This window comes from Edaphobacter sp. 4G125 (genome assembly GCF_014274685.1).
Classification (GTDB): Bacteria; Acidobacteriota; Terriglobia; order Terriglobales; family Acidobacteriaceae; genus Edaphobacter.
In genome coordinates this window covers 647,204-662,256 of sequence record NZ_CP060393.1, presented here as the reverse complement: position 1 = coordinate 662,256, position 15,053 = coordinate 647,204, and the positions used below count along the sequence as shown (strand labels likewise).

Below are 15,053 nucleotides of genomic sequence, written 5' to 3'. Positions count from 1 at the left end.
GTGAACGACTCGCAGAAGGAGCTCACAGGATGCCATACCTTACGGTCGGAAGAGACGCAGGCAACATCGACATTTACTTTGAAGATCACGGTGTCGGCAACCCTATAATCCTGATCCACGGCTTTCCGCTAAGCGGAAGGTTTTGGGAAAAACAAGTCACGTCCCTGGTCGAAAGCGGTCACCGCGTCATCATCTATGATCGGCGAGGATTCGGGCGCTCCTCCCAGACCATTGCGGGATACGACTTCGACACCTTCGCAGAAGATCTGCGCAAGCTCATCAAGCATCTCGACCTCAAGTACCCTTCGCTGGTGGGGTTCTCGATGGGTACCGGAGAAGTGGCCCGGTACATCTCACGATATGGCTCCACCCATATCGATCGGGCTGTTTTTATTGCGGGTTTGCCACCTTATATTTTGAAATCAGAAGAAAATCCCTCCGGCGTAGATACAACGGTGCGCACCCAGATCGAAACTGCAATCAAACAGGACCGACTAGGTTTTCTCACTAGCTTTTTTGAAAACATGTACAACGCCGATGTCTTGCTGGGCTCACGTCTTACCGAAGAAGAGCTTCGTTACAGCTGGAACATCGCCTCCATGGCCTCGCCCTATGCAACTTTAAAGTCCGTTGGAACATGGTGGACCGACTTCCGCGGCTGTGTTGCCAGAATTGATGTCCCATCTCTCATCATCCATGGCAGCGCAGACCGGATTGTACCGATGGAAGGAAGCTCACGCCTGCTTCAACGCGCAATCCGCGGAAGCAGATTGGCCGTGATCGAAGATGCTCCGCATGGCTTGATCACAACCCATGCTGACAAAGTAAATCCGCTGCTCGTGGATTTTCTTAGGTAATGGTCGCAGGAATGCCAACACTTTGAGGGATTGATGTTTACAAATAGCGTCGTCGTGAAACGATTTGTCGAAGAAGTGATCAACCAGGGACGGCTTGAGGTTGCGGATGAGATTGTCGCTCTGGACTTTGTCGAACTAGACCCTTTGCCTAGCCAACAGCAAGGTCGAAATGGTTTGAAGGAAGTCATCGGGATGATCCGCTCGGCATTCCCCGACATTCATTGGGTAATCGAAGAAGTAGTGGAAGAGGGCGAGAAGGTCGTAAGCCGATTTACATGGACCGGAACGCACAAGGGAACATTCCTCGGCATTCCGGCCACAGACAGGCCCGTCAGTGTAAAAGGCGTCGTGATTGACCGTGTTGTCGATGGCAAGATGACCGACAGCCGCATCCTAATGGACAATCTCGGAATGATGCATCAGCTCGGTATCTTGCCACCACCATAATTTACTGCACAGCTTTCACCATCTCCTCAAGGGAATCGAGAAAGACGAAACGCACCAACTCCTGCGGCTTACGCGCTGCTTCAATCTCTGCAAGAGTAGACTGTTTCCACCCCGCCGGAGCCTTCTTGCCGCTGAGATATCCCAACGTCTGCTGTCCAGCCTGAGCCAGCTTTGCCAGTTGTTCTGCACGTGGACGAGCCAATGCAAGCAATGGTGAACGGTTCATCTGAGCCTCAACGACGGGTACCGCGTTGGTCCAACTCTGGAAAATGTTGTTGAGCTGCGTACGGGCTTCACTGTTTGCTCGAGGTTGCTTAAGCAGTTCGCGAACCAGAACGTTGATCTGGTGGCGTGAAGGTGGATCAGGCCGTACCGCATCGACCAGCTGATCGAGCGGCGTAAGGTATGAGGTGTGCTGCTCCTTATATCGGTCACCAAAAGTAACCGGCTGAATCGCAGAGGCGAACGTCCGGAGAGCGGCGATATCCTCCGTTCCTGCCAACTCACGCAGTCCAGCTCCTTCGCGGCTGAGATGGGCCGTTCCCGCTACCGCTTCGATCCGGAGCGACTCGACCCCAAGACGCCGGTACATATCATCCACATCTCGAGTATTGGCTGACGACCATAGCCGCTCGGCAACCGCTGCTGTACGTGGCCAGATGCGCGAATCGATCGAAAGTTCATTCACGTGCTCGCCCCACATGCACACCTCGCCTCCAAGCACCCGCTGGCTCTGCTCTGACGTAAGCCCGTTGTTCGCAGGCAACGGATCAGCCAGGTAATACTCTTCAGCCGTCTTCATATGATCGAGGTAGTAAGGCTGTGAAAGGATGCCCTGGTAGCCACGCTGCGCCGCATCATAGAGCGACTTGGCTCCTCGCCAGGAATGGATAACGGCATCGGTCGGCAACGCAGGATTGAGGATCTCGTCCCAACCCACCATATGTTTTCCGTGCTTCTTCGCAATCTCCAACACGCGCTGCGAGAAGTAGGTCTGCAATTCTTCAGTGTCCTTGAAGTTGTGCTCCTTCATAAAAGCGACGACGCGGGGATTGTTCTTCCATTGCGTTCCAGGTGTCTCGTCACCACCCAGATGAAGATAAGGATCAGGAAAGATCGTGGCCATCTCACCGAGGAAGGCATCGATAAATTGGTATGTGCTCTCCTTTGTAGGATCCAGCGCAACATCTTCGACACCGAACTCGCGGCGAAGAGTGTAAGGACCAGGGTCGCTCGAAAGCTCTGGATAGCCGACGAGCCATGAACGTGTGTGGCCTGGCATATCGAACTCAGGCACCACACGAATGCCTCGTGCTCGCGCATAAGCAACAATTTCTTTCGCCTGTTCCTGTGTGTAGTAAAGGCCATCGGATCCCGATCCCGCCAATTTGGGATAGAGCTTGCTCTCGATGCGGAAGCCCTGGTCTTCGGTCAGGTGCCAGTGGAAGACGTTCAGCTTGACCTCTGCCATCGCATCCAGATTGCGCTTGATCACCTCGACCGGCTCAAAGTGGCGGCCTACGTCGATCATCAGACCGCGCCAGCGGAATCGAGGTGTATCGTCGATCTGTACAGCAGGCAGAAAGAAGCCCTTCCCGTCCGTCTGGATCAGCTGTTCCAATGTCGTAAGTCCTCGCATCGCGCCCACCACGGTCGCGGCATGGATCTTTACACTGGTGGGTGTCGACGCCAGCGTATAGGACTCATCTTCATCGAGAGACTGAATTGCCTCGCCTGCACCATCGACATCCACCACCAGGGTCGCCCCACTGTTATTTCCAATCTCACGCTGACGAGGAACACCCGTCTTATGCTCAATCCGCTCCAGCGTACGCGTGATGGCGTCATCAAGGCGCTGATCGTGGAAATGCGTTACCCCCACAGTGATGGAAGTGTTCCAAGAGAGCGATCCTGTTTCCGCCGTCAAGTGCGACGGCTGAGGAAGGAGAGTGTTCGTGAAGGTTTGTGCAGGAGCCAGAGAAGACATAGCAAGGGCGAATGTGAGAACGATTGCTCGATTCAAGGGAGTGTCACTCCAGGAAAGGGATGTAGGGAAGCATCGGCATTAGTAGGGGTCATGCGAAAAATCTCCTTCGCTCAACGAGCGACGAAAATTACCCTAGAGAACTATACAGGTTTAAATCCAGCCTTACAGCCTGGCAATTTCGAGTGGAACCGCCTATGCGCCCGCCGCTGTAAGCAGAAATCGGGTCAGGAAGGCTGTATCTTCTTCGACGGTCCGGGTAGCCGAATCAGAGAAGACACGGCGCTCATTGACCCCGCGAATTGCATCCATTGTGGTCCAGGCAGTAGCCAGAAAGTCCTGCTGCGGAACCTCGCCGGCAGCCGCACCCTGTTCCAACAGCTCCGCCAGGTAAAGGACGGCTTCGCGCTGCCAGCCGATGCTCTTTTTGCGATATTGCGGAGCGCGGCTCATGCTCAGAATCACGCGATAGAGCGAATACTGCTCCTGCCAGAAGGCGATTCGGACACGGATAAAGGCAGCATATTTACCCGCGAAGTCAGGTACTGCATTTACATGCTGCCGGGTCAGCTCATCCAACTCGGCCAGAGCCTGGCGCACGACAGCCTGGTAAATATCGTCCTTTGATTTGAAGTAGAGATAGAGCGTTCCCTTGGCCAGTCCGGCCGTGCGAGCAATCTCGTCCATCAACGTGGCATCGAAACCCTTGTTTCCAAAGACCTTTGTGGCCGCAGCGAGAATCTCGGAGCGGCGAAGCTCGGTGACAACCTTCTGCTTACTACTGCTAGCGGGGCGTGGCATCTTCAGGAGATCATAAACTTGCGACCAAATGACCAATGAGTCATCTTATAGTACTGTCCGGTCATTATGTCCGCTCTTCTTGAAGAACCCGAATTGTCCCAGGCGGAAGCGGCCCTCGCAGAAAGCGTTCCGCAGTTTGATAACGAACGTCTGCCCGAAGCAAAATCCTTCAATCCGTGGCTCGTGGCGCTTGTCGTCACGATCGGGACCTTTATGGAGGTACTGGACACCTCCATCGCGAATGTCGCGCTTCCTCATATCTCCGGCAGCCTGTCGGCCTCGCAGGATGAAGGCGCCTGGGTCTTAACCAGCTATCTGGTAGCGAATGCGATCGTTCTTCCTATCAGCGGCTGGTTGTCCTCGTTGATGGGGCGCAAAAACTTCTACCTCACCTCTGTCTTCTTCTTCACCGTCTTCTCTGCCGCCTGCGGGCTGGCCCCCAGCCTGGCCATCCTGATCCTGTTTCGGGTTGCACAGGGTCTTGCAGGGGGAGGCCTTCAGCCCTCGGTGCAGGCCATCCTTGCCGATACCTTCTCTCCACAAAAGCGCGGTATGGCGATGGCCCTCTATACTGTGGCGATTCTCGTAGCTCCCGTACTCGGACCAACACTCGGCGGGTGGATCACGGATAACTACTCCTGGCGCTGGATCTTCTACATCAATATTCCCGTCGGAATCCTGTGCGTAATCCTGACGCGCATCGTGCTCGAAGATCCTCCCTACATGAAGGAAGCCAAAGCGAAGGCCCGTAAGGTGGCGGTCGACTGGGGTGGCCTCGGCTTTATCTCCATCGGGTTGGCTACGCTCGAGATCGTACTGGATAAAGGGCAGGAGTTGGACTGGTTTGGCTCTCCCTTCATCGTCCTCTTTGCTACGATCTCGGTGGTTGCGCTGACAGCCGCCGTCTTCTGGGAACTGCATACGAAGAATCCTGTCGTAAATCTTCGCTTGTTGAAGGAACGAAACTTCGCCGTCTGCTGCCTGGTCATCCTGGGACTGTATGCCGTCTTGTATGCCACGACATATCTGCTGCCCACCTTTATGCAGCAGATGATGGGATACGATGCCACGACCGCCGGCCTCGCACTTTCACCAGCCGGTATCTTCACCATGATCGAGGTACCGTTTGTCGGCTATGTACTGACAAGGGGCTACGATCCGCGCAAGATGGTCTTCTGCGGAATGCTGATTATCGCCTCGTCCTGCTGGTGGATGGGCTCGTTGAACCTGGATATCGCCGAACGCGACCTAATCCTTCCGCGCATCGTTCAGGTGCTTGGTCTCGGCCTGATCACGGTTCCCATCAGCACCGTCGTCTTCCGCTTTATTCCGAAGACGGAGAGCTCCCAAGGCGCAGGGCTCTACGCACTCGTCAGAAACGAGGGAGGCAGCATCGGAATCGCGCTGGTCAGCACTATGTTGCAACGCCGCTCACAGGTCTTCCAGTCGGTGCTTGGCCAGCATATTGGAGCTTCGGATGGTGCGGTGCAACAGGCGCTGGCACAGATGTCCGCAACTCCCGGCAATCATGCTGACGTTCACTACAGGGCGTTAGCAGAGCTTTACCAGAAGATGCAGCAACAGGCATCGCTACTGGCCTATATGGACCAATTCAAGATGCTGTGCATCATCATGCTCTGCATGCTGCCGTTGGTTTTCTTCCTCAAACGGCCACCCGCGCAGAAACACATCGAGCTGGATGCACACTAGGGGCTGGCTACAGCATCTGTACCTTACCAGTAGCGAGTTCGTAGACTCCGCCGACGATCTTAATCTTTCCTGACTGTATCGCCGGCCGAATGATCGGCTGAAGATCATTGAGACGATCAACGCCGCGCTTGACATTGGCGATAATGGCGTTTTCGAGCTTGTTGCCTGGTTGATGCTCGGAGGCTAGCACGGCAGGCCTGATGGTGCTAACCAGATCGTTGATGGCTCCGGGCAAAACATCATTGTCGCGAATGTGCTGAATAGCTGCCTTCACAGCGCCGCACTCGGTGTGACCGAGGATCATGACGAGCGAGACTCCCAACTCGGCGACGGCGTACTCGACGGAGCCTTTGACAGCGGCTCCTGCTCCGTCGACATAGTTGCCTGCGACACGCACTACGAAGAGCTCTCCGATACCAAGATCGAAGAAGATCTCCGGCGTAACGCGCGAATCGGCACAGGCAATGACGCAAGCGAGCGGACTTTGTCCCGAGGCCAGCGGTTTGAAGTCGGACGGTGTGCGGCGCGGATGAGTCGATTTACCTGTGGCGAAGCGCTGGTTCCCCTCAAGCATGAACTTGAGGACGTGGTCGGGTGAAGGCCGGTCCGCAGGAGCGGCAAGAATCCGGTGATCGTGGCTCACGGTTGCCGCAACCATAACAACACCGCTATTGCGAAGAAACTGACGGCGAGAATCATTGTTCTGCATCGCATCTCCCTGTGCAATTAGTTCGGTTGCCGTGCAGTCAGTATGCTCCCGTCCTGCCAAAACACAAGTTAATACCCTGCTGCCTTGCCGTAGTTCCTCCGCGAGTCGTGGCCGCCCAATAGCTCGCCGGTCTTCGGATCGACCGCGATCAGCTCACTGTCGCCCCAGACACCGGGGTTTTTCTCGTCCGCCACGGCAAGCCGGTTGATCGTGTATCCCATCGCTTTGAGCTCTTCCGCTGCGGGCACAGGAAACTTCTTCTCCAGATCCAGCCGGTCGGGAAGGTACTGGTGGTGGAAGCGTGGAGCGTCCGCCACCTGTTGAATATTCAATCCGTTGTCGATCGAGCTGATGATGTCGTTGGCGACGGTAGTGATGATCGTCGAGCCGCCCGGAGTTCCCATCACGTAAGCCAGCTTGCCCTTGCGCGTGATGATCGTCGGGGTCATCGCCGACAGCGGACGCTTGTGGGGAGCGATGGAGTTTGCCGAGCTCTGGATCAATCCATAGACGTTAGGAACGCCGACCTTCGAGGTGAAGTCGTCCATCTCGTTGTTCAGCAGGAAGCCGAGCCCTTCGACCGTAACTCCTGAACCAAAGCCCCCGTTGAGTGTGTAGGTGCTCGCTACTGCGTTTCCATCAGAATCCACGATGGAAAAGTGTGTCGTTTGCGTCGATTCCTTGACTGGCGCGGCCTGCGGTGGAGGCGGCATAAATCCTGCCGGGCGTACTAACGAGGCCGAAGGAGTCGGCTTCGCCGGATCGATGGAGCTGCGCCACGCCTTCGCGTACTTCAGATTCGCCATCTGCTTCAGCGGAAGCTGGTTGAAGTCCGGATCGCCAAGGTAATCGCCGCGATCCATATAGGCGCGACGAAATGCCTCGGTGATGATGTGAACCTGGGCTGCGCTGCGATCGGCTCCAAGTTTGGGGAGATCGAACCCTGAGAGGATGTTCAGGATCTCAACCAGCACGATTCCGCCAGAGGACGGGGGCGGCGCGGTGACGATATCGTAGCCGCGATACTTCCCTTTAATCGGCTTGCGCTCCTTCACCTGATAGTTGGCGAGGTCTTCGGCGGTGATCAGTCCGCCGCCTGCCTTCTCGAAATCTGCGATCTGGCGCGCCATCGCACCCTTGTAGAAATCGCTAGGATCTTTCGCGATGCGGCGCAGCGTCTCAGCCAGCTCAGGCTGCTTGAGGGTCTCGCCTTCTTTATAGAAGTCGCCGTTGCGCTGGAAGATCCGCGCCGAAGCAGAGAAGCGGGAGAGGTTCTTGCTATGAAGATTACGAGCCTCTTCCGGGGTCAGGACAAATCCTTCGCTTGCCAGGCGAATTGCAGGGGCCATGTCCTGGGCTAGCGTCAGCTTGCCATAGTGTTTCTGGGCATAGGCAAGTCCGGCGACGGTTCCCGGGACTCCCGAGGCTTTGTATCCAACCAGCGACATGCCGGGAATGACGTTGCCATGCTCATCGAGATACATGTCACGCGACGCCGCAGCGGGAGCCATCTCGCGGTAGTCGAGAAAATGCGTTTTGCCGTGCTTGTCGCGGATCAGCATGAATCCGCCACCGCCGATATTTCCTGCCGCCGGATAGACAACAGCGAGCGCGAAGCCGACGGCAACGGCTGCATCCACTGCATTGCCGCCCTGCTTGAGGATCTCTACCCCGGCATCGGAGGCGTCGTGGTGGATGGTGACCACCATGGCGTGTTGCGCGCGAGTCGGCTCGAGGCCGGGCTGCTGGGCAAGGCCCGATGCGACGACCAAAGAGAAGGAGGCAAGGAGTGCAGAGGCACGGTTGACGACTTGACGCAAAGGCGATCTCCAGTGGCTGGGCTGAGCAAGGATGCTGGTGACCAGCATAGCCTGAATCGCCCCCTCCCCCGTACCGATTTGATGCAAAGTATTCAATCGATATGGCTTAGGTCCGTACCACCAGAGAGCTACTTTGCAAAGGCTACATACCCGACTACCCTACGATCCCCGGCCCTACATACTGCATCTCGTACCGCGCAAACAGCGCAGCATCCATCTTCGGACCGTTCGGCACCGCTACCGCGCGGAAGAACTCCTCCATCTTTCCCGCAGGAGTACACGTAATCAGCATCCTTGCCGGCTTCTCGCCAGTTCCTGCAAAGCAATGTGGAACCATCCGCGGCCCCAGGACGCTCTCGCCCGGCTTCACCACGGTCTCCTTGCCCGCCACCCGGAACCGGACCTCGCCCTCCAGCACATAGAACCATTCGTCCTGATAGAGATGGACATGCTCCGGAGGCCCCCCTTTGCCCAGCCCTCTGTGTTCAATCGCAAACAGGCTGCCACCCGACTCTTTCGTTCCCACACGAAACAGGATCGTGGTGAAGCCTAGTGGATGATGCTCGCCAAAACGATCCTGCCCTTCGCCCACCACATGCGCCTCACCGCTCGCTGCCAATTTCGAAGCGCCATCCCCACCCTGCCCGAGCGCCAACCTCTCCAACAGTGCCGTCGGAACCGTTGCCCCTGCCGCTTTCAAAAATGATCTCCGCCTCATCACGCACTTCTCCTTGCCTGCATTCACCGAATCGCAAAGCTGCTGCCGGAACGCATCCATCCTACGCCCGAAACTTTCTCACTTTAGCGATTTCATGCCCGAGGCGATGTTCCTTCTTCTGGAAGGAAACCTATGCGGAGACCACCCTCTTCATTAATTTTACGGAGAAGGGATGACCTGAATTGCAGTTTTGGAGCAGAGTTTTCTTGTCTGGGAAGTGGTTTGATATCTGAGACATACAGAGCGCAGCGAGTGTGGTCAAGCTCTGCGGAGGCTTGACATCGGATTTTCTGCAATTCGAACAAGAAAGATTTTTGAACGATTTGGTGAAAGCGACGGTCTTAGAGGGTGAGCAGGGGCAATCAATGGACGTAGCAGCAGAGTGGACGCGGTATGCGGAGAAGGAGCAGCCGGCTTTGAACGAAGAGAGAGCTGCCGAGGAGTTCACCGCATTGGTCGAACGGAACGCGAAGAGAATGTTTCGCGTGGCCTACAGCCTGCTTCGCAATACTCATGACGCCGAGGATGCAGTGCAGGAGGCGTTGCTGAAGCTGTACCGCACCAATGGCTGGCAGCGCATCGAGGATGAGAGGGCGTTTCTCTCGCGGACAGTGTGGCGGGTTGCGCTCGACCGGATTCCGCCGGTTCGGACGATGGAGGATGCGGCTGAAATTGAGATCGCCTCCACTCGAGCGACTCCGGAGGAGTGGGCTGCTGGAGGCGATGAGAGAGAGTTGCTGCGACGAATGATTGATGCCTTGCCGGAGGATCTGAGAAGAACTTTGATGCTGTGCGCGATCGAAGAGATGACCTCGAGCGAGGTCGCAGAGATTATGGGGATTCCCGAGGGAACGGTGCGGACGAGAGTGATGCGCGCCAAGGCTGAATTGAAGAAGAGATTCGAGGCGATGAAGGAGGTCCAGCGATGAGAGATGACATCCAGTTTGAAACTCTTCTGGACTCTGTACTGCACGAGAGTGCAAATCCTGAGCCTTCGCACTCTTTGAAGGAAACGGTGTTCTCTGCTGTCCGCACAGCGACAGCATCTTCTCCTGTAGCCGATGTGTTTGTTCTGGCGGGCGGACTTTCGAGCGAGGGCTTATTTACCTCGCTATGGAATGGAGTTCGAGAACGCATTTTTCCGCGTCAGCTTCCGCCGTTGGTGCTGGAGTCACAGCCGATTCCAGTACAGGATCGCATGACGACGGAAGGAGACTATGCTTCGACAGCGTATGCGATAGCTGTGCATGCGATGGCGATCTTTCTGATCGGATTTGTTGTACGAGCACAGATCCGTGAAGTTGAACCTGCGAAGACCGCTGTCACTCCATTGATGGCTCCAGTGCTACACGTCACCGCGAAGTTGGCTGAGCATACAGGAGGAGGCGGAGGGCAGCCGGGCGTGGCTCCGGTCAGCAAAGGACACCTCCCGAAGATTGCAGATCAACAGATCGTTCCGCCATCACAGCCTCCACTGCAACAGCCGAAGATTGCGATTGAGCCAACGATTGTTCTTGAGAACCTGAAGTTTGCAGACAACACCATGCCAAATGTCGGCATGCCCAATTCGCCGTTGCCGGGCGTCTCGATGGGAGATGGTCGAGGCACAGGAATCGGCCCGGGCAATGGACCAGGAGTAGGAAACGGAACCGGAGGCAATACTGGCGGAGGCTTGCGGCATGTAGGTGGTTCGGTGAGCAAACCTGAGGTTCTCTATATGGTTGACCCGGAGTTTTCAGAAGAGGCACGGAAAGCGAAGGTCTCGGGAGATGTAATGGTGTATCTCTGGGTTGATGAGCGGGGACTACCGTCGCATGTGCGCGTCGTGCAGGGGATTGGAATGGGATTGGATGAGCGGGCGGTGAACGCGGTGAAGCAATACAAGTTCAAACCAGCGATGGAGAATGGAAAGCCGGTAACGGTAGAGATGTATGTTCAGGTGGACTTCCATATCTTCTAAATCGCACGGGCCTAGAATTGTTGTGCCATGAAGATCGTGACCTGGAACTGTCAGCAGGCCTTCCTCAAAAAGGCCTGGCGTATCTTTGAGGATTCCCCGGATGTCGCGGTCATTCAGGAGTGCTCGAAGCGATCGGCAGAGCCGGGGCAGTTCGAAGGCTTCGCAGGGCATTGGGTCGGTAAGAATCCTCACAAAGGAATCGCGGTCTTCGTAAAAGAAGGCTGGAAAGTGCGTCCTATGGTCGAGACCAGAGGGGCTGATCCTAAATGGATCGTGCCGTTCTCGATCGAAGGCGAATACAGCTTCACCTTGATTGCAGTGTGGGCGTGCGCGATTCGAGGTAATCACCGTGCAAGTTATGTTGGCCAGATCCACAAAGCTCTGCGGTGGAGAAGGAGCTGGTTTGGAGCGGGCCCTATCGTGATGGCTGGAGACTTCAACAGCAACGCCATCCTGGATAAAAAACGCAAGAAGGCAAACCACACCACAATGGTTGACGAACTAAGAGATCGATATGGCCTTGTGAGTGCGTATCACGCGGGCTATGGGATCGAGCATGGCAAAGAAGAAACTCCTACGTTCCACCTCTACCGTCATCTTGCGAAGCCATACCACTTCGACTACATCTTTCTCCCCGAAACATGGACGGCAGGAATGTCCGTGACGATTGGCAAGCATCAAGAGTGGAGCTGCGACAGTGATCACTGCCCGATAACAGTAGAGATCGGCAACGGCCAGCTTCCTAGTCAGTAGAATGGAAGCTACATGCCAACCGTTGTTCGTTCGTATTCCAAAATCAATCTGGGTCTGGTCATCGGACCGGTCCGTCCGGATGGCTTTCACGGGCTGACGACTCTCTACCAGACGCTGGAGCTGCATGATCTGGTGACGGTCTCGGCGGCTCGCGCGGCGGAGACAAAGATTACTCTGACGACCAATGATGAGCGTGTCCCTACAGACGCGAAGAATACCTGCTGGAAGATGGTTGAGAAAGCGCTGGGCCGGTTGGATATAGCAGCCGAGGTTTCTATCCATATAGAGAAGCGACTTCCGGTACAGGGTGGCATGGGCGCCGGAAGTGCAAATGCGGCGGCGGCACTGATTGGGTTGGAACGAGAGTTGGGAGCAGCCCTACCAGGAACTGAGCGACTGCAACTGGCGGGTGAGGTGGGATCCGACGTTCCCCTGTTTCTGATTGGAGGAACGATACTGGGTCTGGGAAGGGGTGAGCTGGTCTATCCGTTTCCTGATATCCCAAGTGTTTTCTGCGTCATGGCGATTCCAGAGGTTGGGGTTTCCACCCCACAGGCGTTTCGCGACTGGGATGCTCTTGAATTGACGCAGGATAGTAAACCCGATAGACTTAAGGAGTTGAGTCTCGCTTACGCATCGTTACATGCGGAGCCAGGCACTTCCGGTATCATCCGTGGCTCGAACCCTGGAAACAAGCAGGGGGGCTCTGAGCAGGCTCAGGGCAGTCAACAGGATGATCTGGCGGAGAATACCCTTCTCTCGCTTGTCCGCACCGGGGTTGAAAACGACTTTGAACGAGTCGTCTTTCCTGTATATCCCTCCTTGCGTGAAATCAAGCGTGAATTGATGGGTACCGGCCGGAAAGCTGCGTTATACGCTGCGCTTTCGGGTTCGGGTTCGGCTCTGTTTGGACTTTACCGGTCCGAAGCGGATGCACGAGCGGCTCAACAACGCGTCCAGGACGCGGGGACCAAGGCCCTGATTACGAAGACCTTGCCCCGAAGCACGTACTGGTCGAGAATGTTTGCAGAGTGACCTCGCGGAGCCTGATTACGAAGGCCAGCGAATTACTGGGCGATCGACTAATGGTAGGTCAAGTGCCTTTGACGCACTTTGTCTAGGTTCGAATCCTAGTCGCCCAACCAACAAGGTCGTTCGCAAGCGAAGAGAGTTGAATGAGGGATTTTGCGGCAGCAACCTGCCGCCGAAGTTGAGACAGGATCTGAAATCTGCGGCCCGCAGAAAGAACGAAAGAACCGGGTCGGCCAACAGGATCAGAGAGTTTTGAAGAACGGTCTTCGAAGTTTCAAGGGTTCGCAACAAGGATTTTTGATAAAACATGGAGTCGCAACAAGGCTCCATCAGGACAACGCAGCAGGAACTATTCAAGGTCAACCAGCCTGGAGGTTTCATCGTGAACGAAAAAGACGCGACTGCAGTTCTTTCCCCTATTCGTGGTCAGGTTGAGGAAGCAGAAAACGGCTCCCAACCTGGACCGGCTCAAACCAAGTCAGCGGAAAAGAAGCGCGCTCCGCGGACCAGTGAGAATAAGCGCATGAAGATTTTTTGCGGATCGTCGAACCCCGCGCTGTGCGAGGAGATCTGCAAATTCGTTGGAGTTCCGGTAGGCGAGGCCCGCCTGCAACGGTTCTCTGACGGAGAGGTTCACTTTCAGCTGCTCGAGAACGTTCGCGGTGCGGACGTCTTTCTTGTGCAGCCGACGTGCTACCCGGTGGATCAGCATCTTGTAGAGCTGCTGATCATGATGGACGCGCTGAAGCGTGCCTCCGCCGGACGGATTACGGTTGTGATTCCGTACTACGGCTACGCCCGGCAGGACCGCAAGGACCGTCCCCGCGTGGCGATCACGTCGAAGCTGGTTGCCGATCTGCTGACAACGGCGGGAGCAAACCGCGCGTTGTTTGTCGATCTGCATGCAGCGCAGATACAAGGTTTTTTCAATATTCCGGTGGACCACCTATTCGCCAGCCCGGTGCTGGTGAGCTACTTCCGGGATATGAACCTGCCGGACCTGACGGTGGTTTCGCCCGATGCCGGCGGCGTAGAACGCGCAAGGTTCTTCGCTAAGAAGTTGGATTTGCCGTTGGCCATCGTGGATAAGCGGCGGACCGACATTAACGTAACCGAGGTGATGCACGTCATCGGCGATGTAAAGGGCCGGACCTGCCTGATCCTCGACGACATTATCGATACGGCCGGAACACTGGTGAAGACGGCCGATGCCCTGCTGGATCAGGGCGCGAAGAAGGTTTATGCGTGCGCCACGCATCCGGTGCTCTCGGGCCCGGCGATTGAGCGCATCGCGGAGTCACGGTTGGAGGAAGTTATCGTGACCAACACCATTCCCCTCCGTGAGGAGGCGAAGAAGGTGGGCAAGATTAAGGTGCTTTCCATCGCCGGTCTTCTGGGCCGCGCGATCGAGAGTATCCACATGGAGACGAGCGTCAGCTCGCTCTTCAACTAGTTGTTCGTTGCTGGCTGTTCGTTGTTAGTTGAAGTACAAATCAAGCGGCAGAGCCGCGAAGGGAGCGAGGCTCAACCTCGTGCCCGAAAGGAAAGTAGATATGGCAGCAGTTGAAGCAGTCGTCGCCACTCCTCGCGAGGGCAAGTTTAATAAGAATGCGGCTCGCCGCGTTCGTGTCGCAGGCAAGATTCCCGCGGTGGTCTACGGAGCAGGCAAGGACGCCGTCGCCGTTACGGTCGATCCCAAGGTCATTACGAAGATTCTGCACTCGGAGTCGGGCCACAACACCATCTTCGACCTGAGCGTCGAAGGCGCGGGAGTGACCAAGGCCATGATCGTCGATTGGCAGCATGAGCCTATCAAGGGCAAACTGCTCCACATCGACCTGAAGCGTATTGCGATGGACAAGCTCATGCGCGTCTCGGTTCCGGTGCAGCTTGTGGGCACAGCAACCGGCGTCAAGAACCAGGGCGGCATCCTCGAGCATGTTCTACGCGAGGTCGAAATCGAGTGCCTCCCAGGCGATATTCCGGGCCACATCGACGTGGACATCACCGGCCTGGAACTCCATGGCGTTGTGCGTATCGCTGACCTGCCTCACTCGGGCAAGATCAAGTTCCTGGGCGATGAGGACGCAACCGTTGCGCACGTCACCATCATTAAGGAAGAGGCTCCGGCTGAGTCTGCCGAGGCCGCTCCGGCTGAGCCTGAGGTCGCGAAGAAGGGCAAGACCGAAGCTGCCGAAGCTGCTCCGGCAAAGAAGTAGGAACGAGAGCCTAGAGAAGAGCACTAGGCAGGAGTTGGAGAAC

Annotated in this window: 14 protein-coding genes and 1 tRNA gene; 10 read left to right on the top strand and 5 right to left on the bottom strand. The window is 56.2% G+C overall.

Annotation, left to right across the window (positions count from 1 at the left end; translation table 11 throughout):
• The first annotated feature begins 29 nt into the window (after positions 1–29).
• Entirely contained in the window at positions 30–857 is an 828-nt protein-coding gene (locus H7846_RS02765) for an alpha/beta fold hydrolase (protein ID WP_186695023.1), read from the top strand.
• Between the two features lie 33 nt (positions 858–890).
• The gene (locus H7846_RS02760; protein ID WP_186695022.1) at positions 891–1,304 is read left to right on the top strand and encodes an ester cyclase; all 414 of its coding nucleotides are present in this window, start codon (positions 891–893) and stop codon (positions 1,302–1,304) included.
• A gap of 1 nt (position 1,305) precedes the next feature.
• Here H7846_RS02760 and H7846_RS02755 read toward each other — a convergent pair whose 3' ends face one another.
• A complete protein-coding gene (locus H7846_RS02755; RefSeq protein WP_255460809.1) occupies positions 1,306–3,327 on the bottom strand; it encodes a beta-N-acetylhexosaminidase in 2,022 nt (673 codons plus the stop codon).
• A gap of 156 nt (positions 3,328–3,483) precedes the next feature.
• Positions 3,484–4,089: a TetR/AcrR family transcriptional regulator gene (locus tag H7846_RS02750; protein WP_186695021.1), complete on the bottom strand. Its 606-nt coding sequence runs from the start codon at positions 4,087–4,089 to the stop codon at positions 3,484–3,486.
• Between the two features lie 93 nt (positions 4,090–4,182).
• Here H7846_RS02750 and H7846_RS02745 point away from each other — a divergent pair, with 93 nt between their 5' ends.
• Positions 4,183–5,799, top strand: coding sequence for a DHA2 family efflux MFS transporter permease subunit (locus tag H7846_RS02745; RefSeq protein WP_186695020.1), 1,617 nt, complete (start codon positions 4,183–4,185; stop codon positions 5,797–5,799).
• Positions 5,800–5,806: 7 nt separating this feature from the next.
• On the opposite strand, the gene H7846_RS02740 is transcribed toward H7846_RS02745, so the two are convergent.
• The 3 genes from H7846_RS02740 to H7846_RS02730 all read right to left on the bottom strand — a co-directional run bounded on the left by H7846_RS02740 (position 5,807) and on the right by H7846_RS02730 (position 9,046).
• On the bottom strand, positions 5,807–6,508 hold the full coding sequence (locus tag H7846_RS02740; protein WP_186695019.1) for a carbonic anhydrase: 702 nt from the start codon (positions 6,506–6,508) through the stop codon (positions 5,807–5,809).
• A gap of 68 nt (positions 6,509–6,576) precedes the next feature.
• Entirely contained in the window at positions 6,577–8,376 is a 1,800-nt protein-coding gene (gene ggt / locus H7846_RS02735; RefSeq protein WP_186695018.1) for a gamma-glutamyltransferase, read from the bottom strand.
• 106 nt (positions 8,377–8,482) lie between these two features.
• Positions 8,483–9,046, bottom strand: coding sequence for a cupin domain-containing protein (locus H7846_RS02730; protein WP_186695017.1), 564 nt, complete (start codon positions 9,044–9,046; stop codon positions 8,483–8,485).
• A gap of 365 nt (positions 9,047–9,411) precedes the next feature.
• On the opposite strand from H7846_RS02730, the gene H7846_RS02725 reads away from it, so the two are divergent.
• From H7846_RS02725 to H7846_RS02695, 7 genes are all read left to right on the top strand, one after another.
• The gene (locus H7846_RS02725) at positions 9,412–9,975 is read left to right on the top strand and encodes an RNA polymerase sigma factor (RefSeq protein WP_186695016.1); all 564 of its coding nucleotides are present in this window, start codon (positions 9,412–9,414) and stop codon (positions 9,973–9,975) included.
• Complete coding sequence (locus H7846_RS02720) at positions 9,972–11,006, top strand: energy transducer TonB (protein WP_186695015.1); 1,035 nt, start codon at positions 9,972–9,974, stop codon at positions 11,004–11,006. The genes H7846_RS02725 and H7846_RS02720 overlap by 4 nt, the downstream gene beginning before the upstream one ends.
• 27 nt (positions 11,007–11,033) lie before the next feature.
• Positions 11,034–11,759: an exonuclease/endonuclease/phosphatase family protein gene (locus H7846_RS02715; protein WP_186695014.1), complete on the top strand. Its 726-nt coding sequence runs from the start codon at positions 11,034–11,036 to the stop codon at positions 11,757–11,759.
• 12 nt (positions 11,760–11,771) lie between these two features.
• Positions 11,772–12,794, top strand: coding sequence for a 4-(cytidine 5'-diphospho)-2-C-methyl-D-erythritol kinase (gene ispE, locus H7846_RS02710; protein WP_186695013.1), 1,023 nt, complete (start codon positions 11,772–11,774; stop codon positions 12,792–12,794).
• A gap of 36 nt (positions 12,795–12,830) precedes the next feature.
• Positions 12,831–12,904 (top strand) — tRNA-Gln (locus H7846_RS02705).
• Between the two features lie 194 nt (positions 12,905–13,098).
• Positions 13,099–14,244: a ribose-phosphate diphosphokinase gene (locus H7846_RS02700; protein ID WP_370561325.1), complete on the top strand. Its 1,146-nt coding sequence runs from the start codon at positions 13,099–13,101 to the stop codon at positions 14,242–14,244.
• Positions 14,245–14,344: 100 nt separating this feature from the next.
• Positions 14,345–15,010 (top strand): 50S ribosomal protein L25, encoded by a 666-nt coding sequence (locus H7846_RS02695; protein WP_186695012.1) that lies wholly within the window; start codon positions 14,345–14,347, stop codon positions 15,008–15,010.
• Positions 15,011–15,053 lie beyond the last annotated feature (43 nt).